Origin of the sequence: Actinomadura gamaensis (assembly GCF_042652125.1) — a bacterium.
Lineage (GTDB): Bacteria > Actinomycetota > Actinomycetes > Streptosporangiales > Streptosporangiaceae > Spirillospora > Spirillospora gamaensis.
Genome location: NZ_JBHSIT010000016.1, coordinates 95,472 through 111,144, shown reverse-complemented (window position 1 = coordinate 111,144; position 15,673 = coordinate 95,472). Strand labels below are relative to the sequence as shown.

The 15,673-nt window shown below is 73.5% G+C and carries 16 protein-coding genes; 9 read left to right on the top strand and 7 right to left on the bottom strand.

Going from position 1 to position 15,673, the window contains the following annotated elements:
* Positions 1-100 precede the first annotated feature (100 nt).
* The gene (gene mshA / locus ACFPCY_RS38955; protein ID WP_378264151.1) at positions 101-1,411 is read right to left on the bottom strand and encodes a D-inositol-3-phosphate glycosyltransferase; all 1,311 of its coding nucleotides are present in this window, start codon (positions 1,409-1,411) and stop codon (positions 101-103) included.
* A gap of 108 nt (positions 1,412-1,519) precedes the next feature.
* On the opposite strand from mshA, the gene ACFPCY_RS38950 reads away from it, so the two are divergent.
* A complete protein-coding gene (locus ACFPCY_RS38950; RefSeq protein ID WP_378264149.1) occupies positions 1,520-2,281 on the top strand; it encodes an SDR family NAD(P)-dependent oxidoreductase in 762 nt (253 codons plus the stop codon).
* Between the two features lie 133 nt (positions 2,282-2,414).
* Here the strand turns inward: ACFPCY_RS38950 and ACFPCY_RS38945 are convergent, their stop codons facing one another.
* Both ACFPCY_RS38945 and ACFPCY_RS38940 read right to left on the bottom strand, forming a co-directional pair.
* Positions 2,415-3,731 (bottom strand): outer membrane protein assembly factor BamB family protein, encoded by a 1,317-nt coding sequence (locus ACFPCY_RS38945; protein ID WP_378264147.1) that lies wholly within the window; start codon positions 3,729-3,731, stop codon positions 2,415-2,417.
* A 13-nt stretch (positions 3,732-3,744) separates the two neighbouring features.
* Complete coding sequence (locus ACFPCY_RS38940; RefSeq protein ID WP_378264145.1) at positions 3,745-4,554, bottom strand: class I SAM-dependent methyltransferase; 810 nt, start codon at positions 4,552-4,554, stop codon at positions 3,745-3,747.
* Between the two features lie 346 nt (positions 4,555-4,900).
* On the opposite strand from ACFPCY_RS38940, the gene ACFPCY_RS38935 reads away from it, so the two are divergent.
* The 3 genes from ACFPCY_RS38935 (at position 4,901) to ACFPCY_RS38925 (ending at position 7,969) form a co-directional block, all read left to right on the top strand.
* Positions 4,901-6,514, top strand: a complete 1,614-nt coding sequence (locus tag ACFPCY_RS38935; protein WP_378264143.1) for an AMP-binding protein — start codon at positions 4,901-4,903, stop codon at positions 6,512-6,514.
* Between the two features lie 39 nt (positions 6,515-6,553).
* Positions 6,554-7,327, top strand: coding sequence for a TIGR03084 family metal-binding protein (locus ACFPCY_RS38930; RefSeq protein ID WP_378264141.1), 774 nt, complete (start codon positions 6,554-6,556; stop codon positions 7,325-7,327).
* A 180-nt stretch (positions 7,328-7,507) separates the two neighbouring features.
* Positions 7,508-7,969: a universal stress protein gene (locus ACFPCY_RS38925; protein ID WP_378264139.1), complete on the top strand. Its 462-nt coding sequence runs from the start codon at positions 7,508-7,510 to the stop codon at positions 7,967-7,969.
* A gap of 240 nt (positions 7,970-8,209) precedes the next feature.
* Here ACFPCY_RS38925 and ACFPCY_RS38920 read toward each other — a convergent pair whose 3' ends face one another.
* The gene (locus ACFPCY_RS38920) at positions 8,210-8,728 is read right to left on the bottom strand and encodes an O-acetyl-ADP-ribose deacetylase (RefSeq protein WP_378264137.1); all 519 of its coding nucleotides are present in this window, start codon (positions 8,726-8,728) and stop codon (positions 8,210-8,212) included.
* Between the two features lie 370 nt (positions 8,729-9,098).
* On the opposite strand from ACFPCY_RS38920, the gene ACFPCY_RS38915 reads away from it, so the two are divergent.
* From ACFPCY_RS38915 to ACFPCY_RS38895, 5 genes are all read left to right on the top strand, one after another.
* Entirely contained in the window at positions 9,099-9,932 is an 834-nt protein-coding gene (locus ACFPCY_RS38915) for an NAD-dependent epimerase/dehydratase family protein (RefSeq protein WP_378264135.1), read from the top strand.
* 156 nt (positions 9,933-10,088) lie between these two features.
* Positions 10,089-10,739 carry a MarR family winged helix-turn-helix transcriptional regulator gene (locus tag ACFPCY_RS38910; RefSeq protein ID WP_378264133.1) on the top strand — a complete coding sequence of 217 codons (651 nt, stop codon included), beginning with the start codon at positions 10,089-10,091 and terminating at the stop codon, positions 10,737-10,739.
* Between the two features lie 89 nt (positions 10,740-10,828).
* Positions 10,829-12,094 carry a sensor histidine kinase gene (locus ACFPCY_RS38905; RefSeq protein WP_378264131.1) on the top strand — a complete coding sequence of 422 codons (1,266 nt, stop codon included), beginning with the start codon at positions 10,829-10,831 and terminating at the stop codon, positions 12,092-12,094.
* A gap of 5 nt (positions 12,095-12,099) precedes the next feature.
* Positions 12,100-12,738: a LuxR C-terminal-related transcriptional regulator gene (locus ACFPCY_RS38900; protein ID WP_378264250.1), complete on the top strand. Its 639-nt coding sequence runs from the start codon at positions 12,100-12,102 to the stop codon at positions 12,736-12,738.
* 96 nt (positions 12,739-12,834) lie between these two features.
* Positions 12,835-13,215, top strand: coding sequence for an MmcQ/YjbR family DNA-binding protein (locus ACFPCY_RS38895; RefSeq protein ID WP_378264129.1), 381 nt, complete (start codon positions 12,835-12,837; stop codon positions 13,213-13,215).
* 16 nt (positions 13,216-13,231) lie between these two features.
* On the opposite strand, the gene ACFPCY_RS38890 is transcribed toward ACFPCY_RS38895, so the two are convergent.
* The 3 genes from ACFPCY_RS38890 to ACFPCY_RS38880 all read right to left on the bottom strand — a co-directional run bounded on the left by ACFPCY_RS38890 (position 13,232) and on the right by ACFPCY_RS38880 (position 15,672).
* Positions 13,232-14,326 carry a winged helix DNA-binding domain-containing protein gene (locus ACFPCY_RS38890; RefSeq protein WP_378264127.1) on the bottom strand — a complete coding sequence of 365 codons (1,095 nt, stop codon included), beginning with the start codon at positions 14,324-14,326 and terminating at the stop codon, positions 13,232-13,234.
* A gap of 134 nt (positions 14,327-14,460) precedes the next feature.
* Positions 14,461-15,072: a DUF397 domain-containing protein gene (locus ACFPCY_RS38885; RefSeq protein WP_378264125.1), complete on the bottom strand. Its 612-nt coding sequence runs from the start codon at positions 15,070-15,072 to the stop codon at positions 14,461-14,463.
* Between the two features lie 114 nt (positions 15,073-15,186).
* Positions 15,187-15,672 carry a pyridoxamine 5'-phosphate oxidase family protein gene (locus ACFPCY_RS38880; RefSeq protein WP_378264123.1) on the bottom strand — a complete coding sequence of 162 codons (486 nt, stop codon included), beginning with the start codon at positions 15,670-15,672 and terminating at the stop codon, positions 15,187-15,189.
* Position 15,673: the final 1 nt, after the last annotated feature.

Below are 15,673 nucleotides of genomic sequence, written 5' to 3'. Positions count from 1 at the left end.
GCGGCAGGGGCGGCGGCGGAGCGACCGTCATGGTCCGCCCGGCCGTCCGTCTGGCCGTCCGCCTGGCCGAGGTCGGACGGGACGTCTGTTTCGCCGTGGCTCACCGGGCCATCTCCTTCACCATCGCCTCGCGGGTCGTCGCACCGGTATACACCTCTAGCAGGCGGTCCACGGTCGCGTCCCAGCCGAAGGCCTGGGCGTGCCGGACGGCGCCGCGCGCGAGCCGGAGGTGGGTGCCGGGCTCGGCGTACAGGCGGCGCAGGACGGACGCGTAGTCGGCCGGGTCGTGCCCCTCGATCAGGATGCCGGATTCGCCGTGCTTGACGGCGGTCTGGAGCCCGCCCACGGACGCCGCCACGACGGGCGTGCCGCACGCCTGGGACTCGACGGCGACCAGCCCGAACGACTCGTTGTGGGACGGGACGACCGTCACGTCCGCCGCGCGGTACCAGTCGGCGAGCTCGCGCTGCGGGCACGGCGGCTCGAACCGGACGACGTCGGTGATGCCGAGTTCGGCGGCGAGGCGCTGGAGGCCCTCGGGACGGCAGCGTCCGGCGCCGGACGGCCCGCCGACGACCGCGACGACGAGCCGCGAGCGCATCGCCGGTTCCTGGTGGAGCATGAGCGCGACGGCGCGGAGCAGCACGTCGGGGGCCTTGAGCGGCTGGATCCGGCCGACGAACAGCAGGACGTAGGCGTCCCGGGGCAGGCCGAGGCGGCGGCGCGCGGGTCCGGTGCGGTGGGGCAGCAGGCCGGTGCCGCGCGCGATGATCGGCGACTCGGGCCGGAAGAGGGACAGGTCCACGCCGGGGCTGACGGTCGAGATGCGGGACGGGTCGGCGCCGTAGAGCCCGGTGAGCTCGCGGGTCTCCTTGGCCGTGTTGGCGACGAGGTGGTCGGCGGTGTCGACGATCTGCTGCTCGCCGTCCACGCGGAGGGCGGGTTCGGGGGTGTCGCCCGCGGCGAGCGCGGCGTTCTTGACCTTGGCCATGGTGTGCATGGAGTGCACGAGCGGGACGCCCCAGCGCCGCTTGGCGGCCCATCCGGCCTGTCCGGAAAGCCAGTAGTGGGTGTGGATCAAGTCGTAGTGGCCGGGCTCGTAGGACGCCTCGACCCGCAGCACGCCGGACGTGAAGGCGCAGAGGTGGCGGGGCAGCTCGCTCTTGTCGAGCTCCTCGAACGGCCCGGCGACGACGTTCCGGACGAGCACGCCGGGGGCGAGCTCGCTGACCGGCGGGAGGGCGCGGGAGGTCGCGCGGGTGAAGATGTCCACCTCGACACCGCGTTCGGCCAGGCGTTTGGCGGTCTCGACGACGTAGACGTTCATGCCGCCCGCGTCGCCCGTGCCGGGCTGGTCCAGGGGCGAAGTATGCAGACTGATCGTCGCAACTCGGTTGATACGACCCGACAACGGACACCACCTCCGGTAGTGCAACCTATCCAGTGGTCCGACTGTTCCCTCACAGAGGCGGCCACCCTGTGACCTTGGCCGCCGAGCCGGTCTGGGAAGCTGTGCGGCATGCGTAAGACGGCGGTAGTGACCGGAGCAAGCAGCGGTATCGGGGCGGCCACGGCGCGGCGGCTGGCCGCGGAGGGGTTCAACGTCGTGGCGGCGGCGCGCCGCCGGGACCGCCTCGACGCCCTCGCCAAGACGATCTCCGAGGAGGTGCCGGGCGCGGCCAAGGTCGTCCCGGTGACCCTCGACGTGACCTCGCAGGACTCGGTGGACGAGCTGGCCGCCGCGCTCGACTCCTGCCACGTCCTGGTGAACAACGCGGGCGGCGCGGTCGGCATCGAGCCGGTCATCGACGCCGACCCGGCCGACTGGCAGGCGATGTACGACACCAACGTCCTCGGACTGCTGCGGGTGACCAAGGCCCTGCTGCCGAAGATGATCGCCTCGGGGGCCGGGCACGTGGTGAACATCACCTCGCTCGCCGGGCACGTCCCCTACGAGGGCGGCGCCGGCTACAACGCGGCCAAGCACGCCGCGTACGCGGTGAACGAGGTCATGCGGCTCGAACTGGTCGACAAGCCCGTCCGGGTCACCGAGATCGCGCCCGGCCTGGTGAAGACGGAGGAATTCAGCCTCGTGCGCTTCCGGGGCGACACCGAGCGCGCCGAGAAGCCGTACCAGGGCGTGCCGGAACCGCTCGTCGCCGCCGACATCGCCGACTGCGTCGCCTGGGCCGTGACCCGTCCTGCCCACGTCAACATCGACCGGATCGACGTCCAGCCCCGCGTCCAGGCAGCCCCCCACAAACTCCACCGCGAACCCTGATCGCCCCGGCCGCCGCCGGCCTCCCCGCGAAACCCGCGCGAAGCCGGTCGGCGTCCGCCTCCGTCGCGAAGCCTGAGCGGACGCGGCCGTCGCCGGCCTCTGCCGTGAGGCTTGAACGAGGGGTTTTGCGGGGTCAGGAGATCAGGGCCACGGAGCCCTTCGCTTCGTCCTGGAAGGCGGCCTCGTCGCCTTCCAGGACGACCAGGACGCCCTCGCCGATGGTCAGGACCTGGGTCTGGACCTCGTCGCGGAACGAGTCGGCGTCGTCGCCGGAAAGCCCGCTCGGGACGACGATGGGCGGGAACAGGGACGCCTTGCTCGCGCCGGTCCGGGCGTCCAGGACGACCAGGCTGGGCTTGGCCGCGCCGTCCTCCGGGGTGAGGGTCACGTAGACCCGGCCGCCCGCGAGGAGCGGGCCGCCGTCGAGGCGGGAGCCGGCGGGGACCGGGTTCTGCCAGAGGCGGCGGCCGGTGCGCGCGTCCCAGACGCCGAGGACGTCGCGGCCGCTGTCCTCGGGCTGGCCCGCCCCGACGACCAGGCCGTCGCGGGCGTCCCACAGCTCGACGGGCGTGGTCACCTGCCGGACCGGACGGCCGTCGGCCGCGGCCACGACCGTGCCGCCCTGGCGTCCGGTGAGCAGGACGGTGGCGTCGTCCACGGCGACCGGGCGGGCGGCGACTCCGGCGGTCCCGGCCGGGCCGGTCCAGGCGCGGCTTCCGTTGTCGAGGCGGTAGGCGGTGGCCGTGCAGCGGTCGTCCCGGGACGCCATGACCACGGTCGAGCCGGTGAACACGGGGTCCTGGTCGAGCGCGAACGGGCAGCCGTCCGCCGGACGGGCCGTCCAGCGCGGCTCGCCCGAGTCGGCGGCGAAGGCGTCCACGCGGCCGGACGCGACCAGCAGCACCAGGCCGTGCTGCGGCGCGACGAGCTGGGCGTGCCCCCGGCCCGCCGTGGCGAGGGCCTTGTCGAGCCGGTGCCGCCAGCGCGGCTTGCCGCTGCGGGCGTCGATGCGGGTGAGCTGGCCGTCGGTCCAGAGCGCGAACGCGTCGGCGCCGGTGGCCGCGACGTCCACGACGGCGTGCCGGGGCCGGGTGTACGCCCAGTAGGCGCGGTGGTCGCGCAGGTTCACGGCGGTGATGCCGCGCGCGGTGCCCGTGACGCTCTGCTTGCCGTCCGGGAAGGAAAGTGTGGCCTTGCCCGGCAGCAGCGCCAGCCCGCCCGCCAGCTCGACCGTACGGCTCGCCGTCGCGACCGTCCGGGACGGCAGGGGCGCGCCCGAGCCGAGGGCGGCCGGGAACGACCCGTGCGGACCGTCGAGGCGGTAGTCGTGCGGTTCGCGGGTGAGGTACCAGCCGCCGATCCCGAGGATCAGCACCACGAGCACGGCGGCGGCGCCGATGACCAGGCCGGACCGGCGTCCGAGCGCCGCGCGGACGCCTGAGGTTGTCATAAGGAGACGGAAATTATCGGCTCGGGGCGACCGCCGTCCAGGGAACGGTGAGCTCGCCGAGCCGCCAGCGGCTCCGTCCGCCGTAGGGCGGGCTCGCGCAGACCGGGTGGGTCGCCGCCAGATGCTCGACGGCCGCGATCCAGCGGGCGCGCGCGCCGAACACCGACTGCGGCGCGGCGACGGCCCAGGCGCGGTCGAAGTCGGCGAGCAGCGCGTGCACGGCCTCGCCCTCGACGTTGCGGTGGATCAGCGTCTTCGGCAGCCGGGGCGCGAGGTCGGACGGCCGTTCCAGGGACGGCAGGTGCGCGGCGAAGGTGACCGTCCGGGGACCGGTGCGGTCGAGCGTGACCCAGACCGCGCGGCGGCCGATCTCGTCGCAGGTGCCCTCGACCAGCACGCCGGACGGGTCGAGGCGCGCGGTCAGGTCGTCCCAGGCCCGCCAGGCGGCGTCCTCGTCGTACTGGCGGAGCACGTTGAACGCGCGCACGAGCGTGGGCGGCCGGTCCACGGGCAGCTCGAACCCGCCCCGGACGAACGACAGCCCCGGATACGCCGCCTGGACGGCCCGTCCCGCCGCGACGCGGTCCGGCTCGATCTCGATGCCGACGACCTCCAGGGCGGGCGCGACGGCACGCAGGCGCGCGTGGAACTCGATCGTGGTGATCGGGGACGCGCCGTAGCCGAGATCGACGGCGAGCGGACGCGGCACGGACCGCAGCAAGCGGCCCTGGGTGGCCGCCGTCCACCGGTCCGCGCGGCGGAGCCGGTTGGGATGGGTCGTTCCCCGGGTCACCTCCCCCTGGGGCTTGGTCGAGCGCGCCACACCCACGATTTTCGCCCGCCCCACCGACCGAACGGGATTCTGCCGCCCGTAAGCAATCGGTTACGGTGATCTCCGACGCCCGTCCGCGCCAGCGCCGGCCTCCGCCCCCGTGCCGAGGCGACCCCAGGGAGCTCCGATGCCCGACCCCACCCAGAGCCCCATCCCGACCGCCCCGACCACGCCTCAGCCCCCACACGCCCCGCAAGCCGGCGATCCAGCCGACACCCCGGACAAAGCCCGCTCCGCCCAAGAGCCACTCCACCCGCAGGATGGCCGTGATCCACAGCAGGCCCGCAGCCCGGAGGAAGCGCTTGACCTTTGGAACGTCGGGGGCGAGCGGGCCGGGTTGGAGTTGGCGGGGTTGCTGGAGGCGATCGCGGCCGCGGTGCCGGAACGCGAGTGCGTGGTGTGGCATGACCGCGACGGCCGACGGGCGCGGGCGTGGCGGGACATGGTGGGACGCGGCCGTCGCCTCGCGCGCGTGCTGCACGGGCGCGGCCTGGGACGGCGCGGTCGGCGGACCGCGCCGTGGGAGTCGGCTCATGATCACCTCGCTCTCTACCTGCACAACGGGCCCGAATACCTGGAGGGCCTGGTCGGCGCGCACATGGCCCGGGTCGCGCCGTTCAACGTCAACTACCGCTACACCGGGGACGAGCTGGCGCAGCTCTTCGGGGACGCCCGCCCGGCCGCGGTGATCTACCACGCCGGGTACGCCCCTCGGATCATTGAAGTCCTGGAGCGCGTCGGCCTCCAACCTCTGCTCCTCTTTGTGGATGACGGAACCGGAACACCGCAGCCGCCGTATGCGCGCGCGTACGAGGAAGCGCTAGAGGCGTCCTCGCAAGAGCCGCTCGATGTGCAGCCCGCCCCGGACGACCTGCACATCCTCTACACGGGCGGGACGACCGGGCTGCCGAAGGGCGTCCTGTGGCGGATCGGCGATCTCATGCTCGGCCCCCTCGGGATGCGCCGCCGCGACCACACGCCCATCACCGACCTCGACGAGGCGGTCGCGCGGGCCGTTCGGTCGGACGCGCGGGTGCTGGTCGCGCCGCCGTTGATGCACGGCGCCGGAACGTGGTCGGCGCTCGGGGCGTGGTGCGCGGGCGCGTGCGTGGTCTTCCCCTCCCGCGTGGACGGCCTGGACGCCGCCGACCTGCTCGCCGTCGCGGAACGCGAGAAGATCACCCGCATCCCGCTCGTCGGCGACGCGTTCGCCCGTCCGATCGTGGCGGAGCTGGAACGCCGCCGGTACGACCTGAGCGCGCTGCGGTCGCTGCTGAACTCGGCCGCAGGAATCAGCCCCGGCGTGAAGGAACGCCTGCTGGAGCTGGTTCCCGGCGCGCGGATCATTGACGTGCTCGGGTCGTCCGAAACCGGGTTCCAGGTGACGCGGCAGGGGGCGGACGATCGGCCGTTCGCCGCCGCACCCGGCGCGGTGGTGCTGAGCGCCGACCGGTCCCGCGCGCTCGCGCCCGGCGAGGACGAGCTGGGGTGGCTCGCCAAGCGCGGCACGATCCCGCTGGGCTACCTCAACGATCCGGACAAGACCGCGGCGACGTTCGTCACGCTCGGCGGGACGCGCGTCGTGGTCGCCGGCGACCGCGCCCGCCTGCTCCCGGACGGCACCGTCCACGTGCACGGGCGCGAGGCCACGACGATCAACACCGGCGGCGAGAAGGTGTTCGCCGAGGAGGTCGAGACCGTGCTGCGCGGCCTGCCCGGCGTCGCGGACGCGCTGGTCGTCGGGCGTCCGAGCGAGCGGTGGGGCAGCGAGATCGTCGCCGTCGTCCGGCCCGCGACCGAGCCCGGGCCTTCGGACGCCGAGCTGCGCGAAGGCTGCGCCGAGCACCTCGCCCGCTACAAGATCCCCAAGGCGTTCGCGCGGACGGCGGACTCGCTGCGGCTGCCGAACGGCAAGGCCGACTACGCCGCGGCCCGAATCCTGTTCGGTTGAGGTCTTCCGTCCGGGCGGGCGACCGGCGATGCTGGCGGGATGCCGGATCTCAACGCGCTGCTCGCGGACATGGCGGACGAGGGCGCGTCCCTCGACGCGCTCGTCGCGCCCCTCGACGCCGCCGCCTGGGCGACGCCCACGCCCGCCGAAGGCTGGACGATCGCCCACCAGATCGCCCACCTGACCTGGACGGAGGAGCAGGCCCTCGTCGCCGCCACCGACCCCGAGGCGTTCCTGTCGAACCTGCCGCGGATGGAGGACGTGGACCGGGTCGCCGCCGAGGGCGCGCGCCTCGACCCCGCCGAACTCCTCGACCGCTGGCGCAAGGGCCTGGCCGAACTGGGGACGGCGCTCGCCGCGCTCCCGCCCGGCACGCGGCTGCCCTGGTTCGGCCCGCCGATGGCCGCCGGTTCCATGGCGACCGCGCGGATCATGGAGACCTGGGCGCACGGCGAGGACGTCGCGGACGCGCTCGGCGTCGTCCGCGCCCCGACGCGCCGGCTCCGGCACGTCGCGCACATCGCCGTCCGGGCGCGCGACTTCGCCTTCCACAACCGCGGCCTGACCCCGCCCGCCGAGGAGTTCCGCGTCGAGATCACCCCGCCGGACGGCGGCGAGCCCTGGACCTGGGGCCCGGCGGACGCCGCGCAGCGCGTGACCGCCCCCGCGCTCGACTTCTGCCTGCTCGCCACCCGCCGCCGCAACCGCGCCGACGTGGACGTGACCGCGCACGGCCCGGACGCCGGACGCTGGCTGGAGATCATCCAGACCTTCGCCGGCCCTCCCGGCGAAGACCGCCCCCCGCGCACCTGAGCGCGCAGCACCGATCGGGCGCCCCGACCGGTGCTCCGACCGGTGCTCCGACTCGGGCGGCCTCGGGGCGCACGCAAGGCGCTGACCAGGGACTCTCGACGGGATGGCGGGCGGCCGTCACAAAGGTGATCTTCGGCACGAGCGGGTTGGATTTCGCCGATCGAGGGATAGGACTGAGGCATGACCATTTTGATCGCTTTCGACGGCTCCGACGACGCGCGCACCGCCATCGAGTTCGCCGCGCGCACGCTCAGCCCCGCCCCCGTCGTCGTCCTGACCGTCTGGGAGCCCCTGCTCAGCCAGATCAACTGGGCCCCGCTCGCCGCCGCCGGCGCGCTGACGGTGAACGACGACTCCGACGAGTGGCCCGAGGAGGAGCAGGCCCGGCAGCTCGCCCTCGCGGGCGCCGAACTCGCCCGCAAGGCCGGGTTCGAGCAGGTGGAGGCGCGCTCGGCCCGCACCACCGGCCCGATCTGGGCGGGCATCGTGGACGTCGCGGACGAGGTGGACGCCGACCTCATCGTGACCGGCTCGCGCGGCCTCGCCGGAGCCCGTTCGATGATCCTCGGCAGCGTGTCCACCCGCGTGCTGCACCACACCCACCGCGCCACCCTGGTCGTCCCGCCCGCGAAGCAGGACTGACCCTCCGTCGCGTCCGGTTCGGCCGGCGGCTTCCCCTCTTCCGCTCCCGAACCGGACGGCTCCCGGCGCCCTCCTGACCAGCCGCAGCGCCGTCCGGGACCTTGGACGCAAGGCCGGGCGGGCAGGCGGCTGAGGCCGGAATTCCGGGTGCAGAGCCTGGGATTTTCGCGTCTACGTCAGGGAGACGCCCAGCGACCTGGCCGCAGCGTTCGGGTTCCGTGGCGGAGCGGTCAGCGGGATCTAACCGCCCAGTGACTTCAGCGCCCGTTCGAAGGCGCCGTACGCGTCCTCGGTGAACAGGACGAAGCGGGCGTCCTCGACCTTGGTCGGGGTGGCCGCGACCGTGGTCAGCGCGATCCGGGCGGCGTCGTCGACCGGCCAGCCGTAGATCCCGGCGGAGACGGCCGGGAAGGCGATCGACTCGACGTCCAGCTCGTCCGCCGTGCGGAGCGACTCGCGGTAGCAGGACGCCAGCAGCGCCGAGCGGTCGTCGGCCGCCGAGTAGACCGGCCCGACGGTGTGGATGACCCAGCGCGCGGGCAGCCGCCCGGCCGGGGTGGCGACCGCCTGGCCCGTGGGCAGGCCGCCGCCGTAGTGCGAGGCGCGCAGCTTGCGGCACGCTTCGAGGATCTCCGGCCCGCCGCGCCGGTGGATGGCTCCGTCCACGCCGCCCCCGCCCAGCAGCGAGGAGTTGGCGGCGTTCACCACCGCGTCCACGTGCTGCTCGGTGATGTCGCCGCGCACCAGAGTGATCTTCATCGCTTCCCTTCCGCCCCTGCCCGGCGTCCCGGCCGGGCCGCCGGCGGCGCGCCGGCCGGCCCGGAAACGCGGACGACCTCCGGTTCCCAGCGGGAACCCTGCTCCGGGGGCCGGAGCGTTAAACCCGGTGCGGGAACGCGGAAGCCGGGGCCGGGACGGGCCAAACGGCCAGCGCGCGCCGTCGTCATCGGGTTTCATGGAATACCGGAAAGTACCGATAATTCGGCGGCCGATCCCCGGCCGGACCGCTGGGCCCGTGGTTGCGGCCCGGCCACCAACGAGCGAACCGCCGGAGAAAACGTCGTCACAGGCGGCACTATCCTGCCGCTACAACGACCACAATGGTGTGAAAGTCGTGGAGGTGCCCCCCTTGAAGATTTTCGTCGCGGGCGCGACCGGCGTGGTCGGGCGGCGGCTGGTGCCGCTGCTCGTGCGGGCCGGTCACGAGGTCGTCGGAACGACCCGCAGCCCCGAGCGCGCGCAGACCCTCGCCGACCAGCACGCCACCCCGGTCGTCGTGGACGTGCTCGACGCCGGCGCCCTGACCGGGGCGCTCGCCGAGCACTCGCCCGATGTGGTGATCCACCAGCTCACCGACCTGTCCGCGGAGGACTTCGCGGCCAACTCGCGGCTGCGCATCGCCGGCACCCGGAACCTGGTGGACGCGGCGCGGGCCGCGGGGGTCCAGAAGATGATCGCCCAGTCGATCTCGTGGATCTACCTGCCCGGCACCGAACCGGCCACCGAGACCGACGAGCTCGACGCGTCGGCGCCGCCGTACGCCGGCGTGGCCGCGCTGGAGCAGGCCGTGGGCGAGATGCCGCACGGCGTCGTGCTCCGTTATGGAGCGTTTTACGGTCCCGGCACCTGGTACGCGCCGGAGGGCGCCATCGCGCAGCGGGTGCACGCGGGCGCGCTGTCGCTCACCCCGTCCTGGACCTGCTTCGTGCACGTGGACGACGCCGCCTCGGCCGCCGTCGCGGCGCTCGACTGGCCCGCCGGTCCGGTGAACATCGTGGACGACGAGCCCGCCACCGCCTCGGAGTGGCTGCCCGTCTACAGCGCGGCCCTCGGCGCGCCGACGCCGCCGACCGCGCGGCACGCCGCTCCGCTGGGCCGTCCGGTGTCGAACGCCCGGGCGCGCGACCTCGGATGGAAGCCGCGCCTGGAGTCGTGGCGCCAGGGCTTCGCCGAGATGGACTGACCGTCCCGGCGGCCACCCTGTCCGATCCCTGCGCGTCCGTCGGCGTCCGTCGGCGTCTGTCGGTCTCCGTCCGGTTTCGTCAGGGTCCGTCCGCCTCCGGGAGATTCCGCGGAGGCCGGACGGACTAATCATTGAAACTTCAAGTACGATGGTGCCATGACGGACACCCGGTGGCTCGACGAGGAGGAGCAGCGGACCTGGCGCGCCTTCGTCGCGTTCAGCCGGCTGCTGTCGGAGGCGATGGAGCGGCAGCTCCACCGCGACGAGGGCCTGCCCTTCAGCTACTACCTGATCCTCGCGATGCTCTCCGAGGCGCCGGGGCGCTCGCTCACCATGACCGAGCTGGCCTCGGTCGTCCGCGCGTCCCCGAGCCGCCTGTCGCACGCGGTCAACAAGCTCCAGGCGAACGGCTGGGTGGTCCGCAGCCGGCACACCGGCGACCGGCGCGCGATCATCGCGTCCCTGACCGACGAGGGCATGAAGGTCGTCGAGAAGGCCGCGCCCGGACACGTCGGCGAGGTCCGCCGCCTGGTCTTCGACCGGCTCACGCCGGAGCAGCGCGCGGCCTTCGACGACATCCTGGCGACCCTGCTCGTCGGGCTCGACCCGGACGCGCCCGTCTGCCCGGACACCCCGGTCTGCCCCACCGATCCCGAGCCACCCGCGTCCGCGCTCTGCCCTGACGACGACGTCCCGTCCGCCGGGGACGGGTGCCCGGACGACGACGGGATCCGGGCCGGTACCGGGTTCGCCCCGACCGACTCCGGCGACTCCGAACCCGGCGATTCCGACTGCGACGCCGCCTGAGCTCCGCTCCCGGACGGTGGGGTTAACCGAACCCCGGAGGCGTGGAGGCACGATCGACGGCGGTGGCCGCCGTCCGCGACCCTGGACGCATGAAGTGGAACCCCTTCGGCCGGCGCTTCTGGGCGCCCGCGCTCTACCTGGTGGCGGGCGGCGCGCTGAGCGTCGTCGGGGTCTACTACGCGCTCTACGCGGGCCTCGCGGCGCTCGTGCTCTCGCTCACCCGGGTCGGCGCGCCCGCTTCGGCCGCCGTGCTGCACGGGGCCGTCTGGATGGCGGAGGCGCGGCGCGCGCTGGCGTCCCGGCTGCTCGCCGAGGACGTCCCGTGGCCGACCCGCGGTAAGCGCCGTGACCTGCGCGGATGGGTGCGCGAGCAGCACGGCCCGCTCGGCTACCGCGCGTTCGGCTACCTGATCGCGAGCGTGCCGTCCGGGCTGCTCGGCCTGCTGTCCGTGCTGGTCACCTGGGCGTACGGGACGCTCCTCCTGCTGTATCCGCTGCTGTGGCGGCTGCGGTGGAACGAGACGACCGAGACGGACGCATCAGGACACGTCCGGCACGGGTTCAAGCTCGCCGGGATCTGGTTCGACACCTGGCCGCGCGCGATCGCGCTCTCCGTCGTCGGCGCGCTGCTGCTGGTCGCCGCGCCCGCCGCGACCCGCGCCGCCGCCCGGCTCGACCTGCGGGTCCTGCGCTTCGTCTTCCGTCCGGGACCGGCCGAGCGGCGCATCCGCGCGCTGGAGGAGAGCCGCTCGTACGCGGTCGAGGACGCGGTCGCGACCGTCCGGCGGATCGAGCGCGACCTGCACGACGGCGCGCAGGTCAGGCTGGTCTCGGTCACGATCCGGCTGGCGATGCTGAAGGAGACGCTCCCGCCGGACGCGCCGCCCGAGGTGCGCGAACTGGTCGACGCCGCGCACGAGGAGGCCCGCGCCGCGATCGGCGAGCTGCGCGAGCTGGTCCGCGGCATCCACCCGCCCGTCCTGGACAAGGGTCTGGACGCGGCGCTCGCGACCCTCGGCGCGCGCAGCCCGGTCCGCGCCGAACTGGCCACCGACCTGCCCGAACGTCCGTCCGCCGCGATCGAGTCGATGGCCTACTTCTGCGCCGCCGAGCTCGTCGCGAACGCCGCCAAGCACGCGGACGCCTCGCGCCTCAAGATCGAGGCGGAGCTGGCCGGGGGCCGCCTCGTGCTGCGCGTCACCGACGACGGACGCGGCGGCGCGGAGGTCAGGCCGGGCGGCGGGCTCGCCGGACTGGCCGACCGGGTCGCTACCGTTGACGGCGAACTGACCGTGCACAGCCCGCCCGGAGGCCCGACCACCGTGACCGTGACGCTTCCCCTCCGCACGCCGTGACGCCGCTGCGAGTGGTGATCGCCGAAGACGCGGCGATCCTGCGCGACGGGCTCGTCCAGCTGCTGCGCCTGCGCGGGCACGAGGTCGCCGCCGCCGTGGGCGACGCGGACGCGCTGGTCACCGCCGTCGCCGAGCACGTTCCGGACGTCGCGGTCGTGGACGTCCGGATGCCGCCCACGCACACCGACGAGGGCCTTCGCGCGGCGCTCGCGCTCCGCCGCGACCACCCGTCCGTCGGCATCCTGCTGTTCTCGCAGTACATCGAGACGCGGTACGCGGCCGAACTGCTCGCGGGGTCGCCCGCCGGAGTCGGCTACCTGCTGAAGGAGCGCGTCTCCGACCTGGCCGAGTTCGAGGCGGCGCTGCGGCGCGTCGCGTCGGGCGGCACGGCGCTCGACCCGGAAGTCGTCGCGCAGCTTCTCGGCAGCGGCGGCGGACGCCTGCCCGGCCTCACCCCACGCGAGCGGGAGGTGCTCGCGCTGATGGCCGAGGGCCGCACGAACGCCGCGATCGCGGCCACCCTGGTCGTCACCGAACGGGCCGTGGAGAAGCACGTCGCGAACATCTTCACCAAGCTGGGCCTGCCGCCCGCGCCGGGCGACCACCGGCGCGTCCTGGCCGTCCTGCGCTACCTGGACGCCTGACCACGCAGCCCGGACGGTCGGCGGTCGGTGCCCGGTCGGTCGGCGGTCGGTGCCCGGACGGCGGAACTGTCAGAGCCGTCGCGCATGATGGCCGACATGGACGAGAACGAGACCGAGCAGCGCAAAGCCCGGCTCACCGAGATCTGCGTCGGGCTGCCGGAGGCGTCCGCCGAGCCGTCCGGGCACGGGCCGCACGTCACCTACCGGGTGCGCAAGAAGACCTTCGCCTGGTATGTGGACAACCATCACGGCGACAACCGCATCTCGCTGTGGGTGAAGGTCACGCTCGACGAGCAGCAGGCGCTCGTCGGGTCCGATCCGGAGCGGTTCTACAGCGCGCCCTACATGGGCCAGCACGGCTGGGTCGCCGCTCGGCTCGACCTGCCCGACGTCGACTGGGAGGAGATCACCGAGCTGGTCACCGAGAGCTACCGGCTGCTCGCGCCGAAACGGCTGGCCGCCCAGCTCACGCCGTGAGCCCCGCCCGACCGGCTCAGCGTGTGAAGACGACCTCCCGGTCGGCCGCCTTCGGGTAGGCCGCCTCCAGCAGGCGCAGGCCCTCGGCCGTCAGCTCCTCGCGGGCGGCGGCCGGGATCGGCGCGAACTCCTCGATGCGCAGCGTCGCCGCTCCGCGCTTGGCCTCGGCCTTCCACATGCCCTGGACGAAGCCGTCCACGAGCACGGCCGCGCGGATGATCCCGTTCACGGTGAACAGCCGCTTGCGGTGCTCCTCGCTGACGATCCGCGCCCGGTCGGCGTGCGACAGCGTGAGGTTGTCGAACTCCGGGACGAACCGGACGGGCGCCTCAACGTCGGCGTCCGGGCGGGGCGCGTCGGGCAGGTCGTAGAGGACGCGGCCGTTCTCGTCCTCGAAGGTGACCAGCTCCGGCGCGAGCCGCGCGAACACCTCGTCGAGCCTGGTGAGGCCGGACCAGTGCTGCGCGTCCCGCACGGTCGCGGGGCCGAACGCGGCCAGGTACCGGCGGACGAGCCGCTCGGCGTCGGGCTCGGCGAACGGCTCGTCCAGCCAGGCGTCCAGCGTGGTGTGCCGCGCCAGCCCGGACGAGCCCCAGACACCGCGCGGCGGCACCTGGACCAGCGGCAACATGCACCGCGCCGCCCAGTTCAGCCGCTCGGCGTCATGGCCCGGGAAGCGCTCGGCCAGCGCCGTCCGGACCTCCTTGTCCGTCAGCGGCGCCGCCGCCAGCAGCTCCCGGACGTACTCGCGCAGCTCCCCGAGGTCCACGCCGTCGAGGTCGCGACCGCGCTGCGTCCGCAGGTACCCGTCCAGGATGGTCTGCGTGATCGGCCGCAGGGCGACCGCGTCACGGGCGCTGACCAGGTGCAACGTGCCGCGCATGAGCACCATGCGGACGGCCTTGCGCTCGTGCAGCAGCCGGCCCGGCTCGTCGAAGTCGAACTCTTCGAGCCGCGTCCACAGCCCGAGATACGGCGGATTCGGGGCTTGCGCCTGCATTCCGACGAGATGCTCGACGGTCTCCAGCGCGCCCATGCGATGGCGCCGCAACAGCAGTTGCCGCGCGAGCAGCGCCCGGTTCAGCTCCCGGCGTCCCAGCACCCGGGGCATGTCAGAGCGCGTAGCCGTAGCGAAGGAACCCGTTGTACCCGCGCGCGAGCACCTCCCAGGCAGCACGCTCATCCGGACGAAGCGGACCAATCTCGATCATCCCCGCATCGTCCCACGTCCCACCGACATTCCGGCTAGCCCTTGATCGCCCCCAGCAGCCCCCGCCACTCCCCCGAAGCGAGCGCGAGCACCGCCCCGTCCGGATCCTTGGAGTCCCGAACTCCCACGCCCACCGGCCCCTCGCCGAGCAGGGCGAGTTCCACGCAATGCTCACTGGACGTGCCGTCGCCGTGGCTGCTCTTACGCCACGGACCCGCCCAACTCCCGGAGGACTTCCTTGATGCGGTCACGCGAACCATCCTTCGACAAGCACACCGAGCAGCAGCCCGGGAAGCACTGACGTCTGGTACCAGCGCATCCTGTTCGATGTGGATCGTCTCGCCCACCACCGGTTGCCCGAGGAGACGCGAATAGTGCTTGATCCATTTCTTCGAGCGGCCGGGCTGCGCGAGGCTCAGCAGGTGGCGTCGGCGGCCTTCGTCCTGCACGCCATACGAGACCAGCGCGTGGTTGACGTCGCGCGCCCTGATGATCACCTGTGCGCGTTCGAGCCTGTGCAGGGACGACTTCGACATGCACAGCAGCGCGCTCGCCTCGTCCAGGCCGAGCCCGCGTTCTTCCCGCAGCGTGCGCAGCTCGGTCGCGAGCCTCCGCATCCGCATCGACGGCGGTCGCTGTTTCGCCATGTGCACATCGTGGCAAGCGGGCCGCGGAGAAGCGTGAGGTTGCGAGAATGCGGGAAATCCCGGACTCGGGCGTTCTCTATTTGGGTGGCGGGTGGGGGGTGCCCGCCGCGGGGGTTACGGGTCGGGGGCTTGCCAGATGAGGCTTCGTAGGTCGGCGCCTCGGACCGTTTGGATGCGCCACGGGGTCAGGCGCAGGACGGCGAATTCGGGGTCTTGCGGTCCTTTGCGCCAGAAGTTGGCGGGGTTGTAGCCGGCACCGGGCGGGCTGCCCTTTCGGTAGAGGTCCCAGACGTGGCGGCGGGTTTCCGGGTCGTCCTGCCAGGCTGCGGACGCGTCGATGTGGACGGCGTTCTGGCGGGGGCTCCAATAGGAGAACGTGGTGTGCGGGTTGCGGGCCAGGTGGGCGGTCTTCACGGGCGTCCGGTAGGTGGCGAGCCAGCCGGTCGGGCTGCCCTCGATGATCTCCCAGACGGGGATCAGGAGGCGGGCGCGGGGGCGGGACTTCGCGTCGACGGTGATCATCGTGGCGTAGACGATGTCGCCGATGTAGCGCTCGAACTCGGGGCGGACGTCTGCGAACGCGGTCGTGGTGGCGGCCATG

Coding starts and splice junctions, on each gene's coding strand:
- ACFPCY_RS38885 (WP_378264125.1), bottom strand. CDS start 15,072: ATGGCGAAACAGCGACCGCCGTCGATGCGGATGCGGAGGCTCGCGACC.
- ACFPCY_RS38945 (WP_378264147.1), bottom strand. CDS start 3,731: ATGACAACCTCAGGCGTCCGCGCGGCGCTCGGACGCCGGTCCGGCCTG.
- ACFPCY_RS38910 (WP_378264133.1), top strand. CDS start 10,089: ATGACGGACACCCGGTGGCTCGACGAGGAGGAGCAGCGGACCTGGCGC.
- ACFPCY_RS38925 (WP_378264139.1), top strand. CDS start 7,508: ATGACCATTTTGATCGCTTTCGACGGCTCCGACGACGCGCGCACCGCC.
- ACFPCY_RS38930 (WP_378264141.1), top strand. CDS start 6,554: ATGCCGGATCTCAACGCGCTGCTCGCGGACATGGCGGACGAGGGCGCG.
- ACFPCY_RS38890 (WP_378264127.1), bottom strand. CDS start 14,326: ATGCCCCGGGTGCTGGGACGCCGGGAGCTGAACCGGGCGCTGCTCGCG.
- ACFPCY_RS38880 (WP_378264123.1), bottom strand. CDS start 15,672: ATGGCCGCCACCACGACCGCGTTCGCAGACGTCCGCCCCGAGTTCGAG.
- ACFPCY_RS38895 (WP_378264129.1), top strand. CDS start 12,835: ATGGACGAGAACGAGACCGAGCAGCGCAAAGCCCGGCTCACCGAGATC.
- ACFPCY_RS38905 (WP_378264131.1), top strand. CDS start 10,829: ATGAAGTGGAACCCCTTCGGCCGGCGCTTCTGGGCGCCCGCGCTCTAC.
- ACFPCY_RS38950 (WP_378264149.1), top strand. CDS start 1,520: ATGCGTAAGACGGCGGTAGTGACCGGAGCAAGCAGCGGTATCGGGGCG.
- ACFPCY_RS38920 (WP_378264137.1), bottom strand. CDS start 8,728: ATGAAGATCACTCTGGTGCGCGGCGACATCACCGAGCAGCACGTGGAC.